4 protein-coding genes and 1 pseudogene are annotated in these 5,384 nt (G+C 57.3%); 1 reads left to right on the top strand and 4 read right to left on the bottom strand.

The annotated features are described in order from the left end of the window. Positions 1 to 7: 7 nt before the first annotated feature. The 4 genes from FEF27_RS12855 to FEF27_RS12840 form a co-directional block, all read right to left on the bottom strand. Positions 8 to 136 carry a universal stress protein gene (locus FEF27_RS12855; RefSeq protein WP_138171284.1) on the bottom strand — a complete coding sequence of 43 codons (129 nt, stop codon included), beginning with the start codon at positions 134 to 136 and terminating at the stop codon, positions 8 to 10. A gap of 1,468 nt (positions 137 to 1,604) precedes the next feature. After that, on the bottom strand, positions 1,605 to 2,795 hold the full coding sequence (locus tag FEF27_RS12850; RefSeq protein ID WP_208009889.1) for a hypothetical protein: 1,191 nt from the start codon (positions 2,793 to 2,795) through the stop codon (positions 1,605 to 1,607). Next, complete coding sequence (locus FEF27_RS12845) at positions 2,792 to 3,265, bottom strand: DUF4365 domain-containing protein (RefSeq protein WP_138171282.1); 474 nt, start codon at positions 3,263 to 3,265, stop codon at positions 2,792 to 2,794. Before FEF27_RS12845 ends, FEF27_RS12850 begins: the two co-directional genes overlap by 4 nt. A 228-nt stretch (positions 3,266 to 3,493) precedes the next feature. After that, positions 3,494 to 4,126 (bottom strand): DUF7341 domain-containing protein, encoded by a 633-nt coding sequence (locus tag FEF27_RS12840; RefSeq protein WP_138171281.1) that lies wholly within the window; start codon positions 4,124 to 4,126, stop codon positions 3,494 to 3,496. Positions 4,127 to 4,458: 332 nt separating this feature from the next. On the opposite strand from FEF27_RS12840, the pseudogene FEF27_RS12830 reads away from it, so the two are divergent. Next, a pseudogene (locus tag FEF27_RS12830) lies at positions 4,459 to 5,384 on the top strand (IS3 family transposase); the annotation flags it as partial.

Below are 5,384 nucleotides of genomic sequence, written 5' to 3'. Positions count from 1 at the left end.
CCATGTTTCATTTGATTTGACACGCTCCGGCCGATAAAATATGCAATTCAGCTTCAAGAGCGCTCGCGAGAGTCGCTGCTTTCTTCGCAGCCCTTAGCGCTGTCTCGCTCCCGTCGACACCGACTAAAATGATCATAGATGTATTTCCTTTTAGTGATTACAATGGTCTAAAACTTCGGAAAGTCAACTTCGGACGGTTCTGACAGTCAGGCGCCTTATAGAACCCACAGACATTCGGCGGATGTATTGCATCTATAGTAGCCGCCGGCGTGGACGGTAGGGACCACCGACCGCCTCAAATTCTACAGAGGGGTCTGGAGTCGGTTTGTGGAGGCTGATGCAGGAACAGGTGACAAGTTGGCCTGCCGTGTGCTGGGAGTCGACTATTAAAGGCATTCCAAACGTCCTCGTGCGCCGTCACAGATTCGCAGGGACTTGCTGAAGGGCCGATCTACGCAGTCCATCCCGTCTCACGCGGAACATACAGCTACCCTCGGGTGCACGCCGAACTGACATGGGGCATGGGAATCTCCATGAGTTCTCGACTGGTCTTCAAACTCATGCATGACGCCGTAACCTAAGGGTTTCTAGGGCCAGTAGGGATCAAGCGCTTGCGCGGTATTGTCACCAGAAATGACCTGGTGAAAGGCAAATTGGACCGTATCCAGCCCAATGTACACCTGGGGACCGACTCACGGAACGCTCCACTGCTGGAATGGATAGGGGGCGCCGACCATCAGCGCAGGCCTCTCGTGCCGAAAACGAGGCACCAAAACGAATGACGTTGCCTCTGTTGCAGGATCCTCGGCCAGCTTCGCAATGGCCGCATTCAATTGGCGCGCAGACACCACTCGGCAACATCCACGGTCAAACACTTGCATGCTCGGCTGCCGGGCAAGGGTTCTCTTGCCCACTTGGATGACCGCAGACGACGACAACACTGCGGGTCATTCGCCCGCGTTCCATGTCGGAAGGCAACACATTCGGTAAGCATGAGAGGAGCCCGGCTTGCGTCGTTCTTACTATGAATAGTAGTCTATACGCGCGCGATGGGGTGGCCCCCAGGGGAGGGAGGTCGCTTACCCCCCGCTGTTGCCGGGCCCCTAGGGGCAGAGTTTTGGCCCCCATACCCCTATTTATAAAATTTGCTGGCCGATTCGGCTTGATTCGCTCGACCTTCGCCCATTTTTTCGGTGAATCTAAGCGTTTTTGCGTTCTTATTGAGAATGGAAGCGCGGCGATTGTTACGTCACCATGCGCGCGAGGTCTGGCCGATGGCGACTGTTGCTGTCTTGCCTTCGGCTTGGTTGCATGCGAGGTGCGCGGGTGCCCAACTGGCTGGATCCCAGGTCAGGTGTGGGAACAGTGCGCGGGATTTGATGTGTTGGACGCTGCACCCATCTGGGTCTGTGCTGGGCAGCTCATAGTCGATGGGTTGCTGACAGATGCAGCAGGATGTCCCAGAAATTCGGCCCTTGTTTTTTACATGGTTTAGGGCATTTTTTGCTCGGCACCCGTTCCATGCGGGTATGGTTCGCCCGTCGTCCATTCTCCCCCTAATATGACCATCTCAAGCAGGATACTGGACGCCGAAGGCAGCTTGGTTACTCGTCCAGCAAGTCGGAGAAATCGAATTCGGGTTCATCCGACCGTGGGGCAAGAATTTGATCAGATTCTACGCGAACCAAGTTCGATTCATGGATGATCAGCCGGCGGGACTTTTTTTCCATTTCTCCCCGAACTGTCAAGCGAACTTGATCTCGGTGAGCTTGAAGTGCCGACTCGTATTGCTCGGGCGAAAGAGTTACTGTAACGGTTCGACTAACACCATCCAGCTTGCCCCTCACTTTAATCTGATGCTCCCCGCCTAGAGCGGAGTTCTTTAGCAGCACTACCTCGCCGGAAACCTCCCTGACTTGGGGTGCTGGCGCCTGCTCGAAGTACTTTTCGGCCCGCGCTAGTGTAAACGCGTCTTCGGGAGTAAACACAAACTCCTGAGTTGCAGGCCGGTGCTCTTCGAAAAGTGACTCATCGGAATGAACCTCAACGGTTACACTCGACTCCACCTCGTCCGACACGACGTGTCTTAGCCCCCTTAGGAGCTCAAGTGACACCCCGTTCGGCACATAAGCTTCAAAGTTTTCGGGACCCGCCCCCGAATGGGCCTCTACAATAGCTTCTGAGGATGCTCCGAGCGCGTTCACCAGAGTTTGCGTAATGTCTCGGCCGCGAAAAACCGGAGTTTTTTTGTTATTTCTTGAAGCGGCAAAACTACCGTGAGTGGGGGCGAGTGCAGTGACGACGTAGCTGCCAACTTGCGTCTGTCCCATTCGGCAAGCAGCTAGAAAGTCCTCGGCGATCGTGGATTCAGCGTTCGCAAACCGCCGCCGGGGTTTACTCGTAGCTTTTGCAGACGCAACTAACAGCTCTCGAGCGCCCTGAACTAGGGAATTTCCGCCGGCCCAGCTAATCAAGCCAGTATCGTCAGGGGTCTCGCGCCGAACCAGAATTTCGTCCAGGTCCAACTTGACCATCATCTCGACTGTCTGAAGAGTATTGCGTGCCAGCGCGCCGTAGTTAATCTCCAAAGCATCTACAGCACGTTTAAACATAGTGCGAAAGTCTGCAGCGGTCGGGGCCAGTGGTACAAGGATCTCGTCCACCTCGTTGCCGTCTTCCTTGGCAGTATTAGGCTCCCAGTACTGGACAACGTCTCTAAATGAGCCTGTTGCATGCCAGCCAAGCCGAGTCAGTGCCTGAGTCAGTATTTCAACATCCGTGCTCGAGTCTTTCAAGGAAACCCTCCAGCCCTGAGTCGAGCCATGATCTGACACAATATGTGGTCGTCAAACACCATACTGCTCGGCACCGACACGGTCACTGTCTCGCTGCTGCCTGGGATACTCTTGGCCCCCCGCATTGGGGTCCAATATAGGCTGTGCCGAAGTATCGTTTCGGGCGGAGTGACTTGAGCCCACTGTGCTTGATCTTCTGGAAGATCCATCGTAACCAGAATCCCCGGAATACCCTTGCCGAGGTTACGCATCTCGTCGTACCGTCTACGACTCATCCTGACCGACAGCGCTGTTTTCGAAGCGTTCCAGCCGACAGTCGTCGCCTTCAGTTGTACATCGAGAGGCATTCGCTCGCCCGCAATGTTGTGCACCAGCGTGAAATCTATGCCATCGTCAATGTTCCAACCATTCACTTTACAACCAGCAGATGCCGCGATCGCAGAAATCGTGCCGCCCTGGAATGCTTCCATCAAGTCGGTCTTACGCGTCGTCAGGCCCCGAACTACGTCGCCCCCTAAGGTTGGCTCGACGGGATCCGTAAAGGCAGTCACGGGAACGACAATAACAGGCCCCGTCGGGGCATCAGGGCACGAAACTGCTCGTTACGAACCCCGACCGCACAAAATAGCCCCTGTCTGATTGGCAAGGGCTAATAGTAGAGAAACTACTGGTTGGCGTTAGCCATGACGCACGATGAATCACACTGTTGTCATTCTGTCGCGGTTGCCTATCAGCGTGCGGCCCAGCCATGCGATGGCTTCACAACCTTGCCACCATGCCCCGCATGCTGCGCAGTGCACTACCCAGTCACGGAAGCCTAGCCCTGTCCCGTTGTCGTCTCGGCAGGTGACCAGCAGTGCTGGCCGTTTCACCCAGTCACCGGCCTCATCCTGCTGCCGTATGTGGCGCTTGGCGCAGCTGTCCACGGGGCATGCGTGGTCTAGTGGGATTGGTTTCACCTGCCGTTCTATGGCCCCGCGTATCCGGTCGGCGATGTCTAGCGCCAGGTCTGTCAGGCGCATGTCGTCGTCGGTGGCATGATCGCCCCAGTGTTGCAGGATTGCCTTGACTGGCTGCTGCCAGTCTTCTCCCCTGGCTCTGGCAGTGTCGCGCACGTCTTCGGCGATGGCGTTCTGGGTGTCTACGGCCAGCAGGTTGGCTGGCGCGGCTGTTTCGGTGGTGGCGCCACCGCTGCCGCTGCCGATGACGGTGACGGCCTCTTGCAGTTGGTCCAGTAGTGCGTCTTCCCATTGGCCGTGCAGGAGCCCGTCGCGGCGTATATGGCGGCGTGTTAGGTCGTGCACGGTCTCGCGCAGCTTGATGTTGGGCATAATTTCCCTTCATGGTCCGGGCAATAGAAAGCACCCACTGCGGCGCAGTGAGGGCTTGAGTGGGTAGTGTGGATACATGACTGATTGGCACAGTGACAGCATCCTGAAATGGCGTGTAGTCCCCTACGGCTGGGAAGTCTGGAACGACTTTGACGAGCCTTGCACTATTGATGAGGCGTCCATGAGTGACGGGAACGGAAATCAAGACGCCACGCCGTATCTTCTCGATAAGCCCCTAAATCAGCACTTACCGCTGACTATGGTGGGCCTACCCTGAAGTAGTGGACATCTGAGATTGGTAGCAGTCCCGCTGTTACCGGGAAGGTGTCACGATGGAATCCATGACGAGGAAACGCCGGAACTTCACTCCGGAGTACAAAAGGGAAGCGGCCCGGCTGGTGATCGATACCGGGCGGACCATCAAAGGTGTGGCCGATGAGATCGGGGTGAAGCCCCAGACTCTGGGCCGGTGGGTCGAGGCCGAGCGGCAGGCCACCCAGCCTGCTAAGCGCCGCACGGTCGAGGAGCTGGAAGCCGAGAACGCCAGGCTGGCTAAGGAGCTCTATGAGGCCAGGAAGGACAATGAGTTCCTGGGAAAAGCCGCGAGCTTCTTCGCGCAGAGGCGTCAGGATCGGAGCGGTTTGAACTGATGCACGCGGAGAAGCACAACCACCAGGTCACCCGGATGGCCAGGTTACTGGGCGTTTCAGCTTCGGGGTACTACGCCTGGGTCGCCCGGGGTGTGAAACCCCCGGGGCCGCGGGCGACCCGTCAGCGCGTGATCGATGCGAAAGTCCGGAAGGTCCATGTCGAATCCGATGATGTCTACGGCGCCCCACGGGTCACCGCCCAGCTGGACCGTGAAGGAGTCAAAGTCGATAAGAAGACCGTAGCTGCTTCGATGCGCCGCCAGGGGTTGGAGGGCATCTCACCCAGGATGTTCACCCCGGTAACCACCATCGCCGGAGTCAAGCCCCACAGGATCCCTGATCGAGTCCAGCGCACCTGGGATCAAGGAGCCTTGGACAAGGTGTGGATATCTGATGTGACGTATCTGCGTACCGGTGAAGGATGGCTGTATCTGTGCCTGGTCACTGACGCCCACTCCCGTCGGGTGCTGGGGTGGTCGATGTCCACGGTGCAGAACTCGCAGCTGATTGAGTCCGCGTTGCGCCGGGCGTGCCTGCTGCGGCAGAACCACAAGCCCGAGGGCGTGGTCTTCCACGCCGATTATGCCGAGGTTTTCGTTAAGCCGAGG

This window comes from Nesterenkonia sphaerica, from assembly GCF_005771565.1.
GTDB lineage: Bacteria > Actinomycetota > Actinomycetes > Actinomycetales > Micrococcaceae > Nesterenkonia > Nesterenkonia sphaerica.
This window is presented reverse-complemented; position numbering and strand designations above follow the sequence as displayed.